Genomic DNA, 1190 nt, shown 5'->3' with positions numbered 1-1190 from the left:
TGTAGTGGCATAATGAATTTGGCCATCTGATTAGAGGTGATAAACTCACTTTAACTAATCAGGTATTAATATGACAAAACAAACAAGACCAACTTATTCACCCGAATTTAAATTAGAAGTTGCACAACAAGTCGTTGATATGAGGCGACCTGTAAGAGATGTAGCAGAGAGCTTAGGGTTAGGTAAATCAACGGTAGATAAATGGGCAAGGCAGCTTCGGAATGAGCGAAATGGACAACTATCATCAGCAACACCATTGACACCAGACCAAATAAAAATACGAGAGCTTGAGAGAAAGATAAAAGACTTAGAAACAGATAATACAATATTAAAAAAGGCTTCAGCTCTCTTGATTCAGGACTCACTCAAAGGTTTTCGTTAATTAGCGAATTTCAAGAGAGCATTGGTATCGTTAAACTGTGTGAATTATTCGACGTTCATCGCAGTAGCTACCGTTATTGGTTAGCTAATCCAGATAACATAATACCTGAACGTATACGTTTAATTGCCGAAATGAAGCGTTGGTTTACGGTGAGCCATGGCTCTGCTGGTGAGCGTAGCTTAGTCACATTACTGGCCACATCAGGCTTTAATGTAAGTCGCTGGTTGGTTAACAAACTGATGAAACAAGAAGGACTCGTTAGTCGACAGCAGCCCACTCACAAGTATGCTAAAGGTGAAAAAGAACACTTATCAATACCCAATGTACTTAATCGGGACTTTAGTCCAGCAGCGCCTAATCAGTCATGGTGCGGTGATGTCACTTACGTTTGGACGGGTAACAAATGGTCTTATTTAGCGGTGGTTATCGATTTATATGCGCGTAAAGTCATTGGCTGGGCTATTGGAAATAGCCCAGATAGCGAGCTAACTAAAAAAGCATTAAGGATGGCTTTTGAAAGTCGAGGTAAGCCAAAAAAGCTATTATTTCATAGTGACCAAGGTTGCCATTATACAAGTAAAACATTTAGGCAATTGTTATGGCGCTATGGGATTAGACAGAGCTTAAGTCGCCGTGGTAATTGCTGGGATAATGCGCCAATGGAGCGTTTCTTTAGGAGCTTTAAAACAGAATGGATGCCTAAGTTAGGTTATTCAGATATGAATACAGCGAGGCTGTCGATTAGTGATTATATAAATGGCTATTACAATCGATATCGCCCACATCAGTTTAACGGCGGATTTTCACC

General features: G+C 40.2%; 1 protein-coding gene. It reads left to right on the top strand.

Annotated elements, in window-relative coordinates:
- Positions 1–70: 70 nt before the first annotated feature.
- Positions 71–1190 (top strand): IS3 family transposase gene (locus SP041_RS20675; protein WP_137298014.1). Its coding sequence is split into 2 segments (ribosomal slippage), with 1121 coding nucleotides annotated over them: positions 71–329 and positions 329–1190; the frame shifts between segments, so codons are not numbered across the junction. This gene is flagged as partial in the annotation.

Source organism: Psychromonas sp. SP041 (genome assembly GCF_000470315.2).
Lineage (GTDB): Bacteria > Pseudomonadota > Gammaproteobacteria > Enterobacterales > Psychromonadaceae > Psychromonas.
Note: the sequence above shows the minus strand (reverse complement) of the source record. Positions and strands in the feature narration are given on the sequence as shown.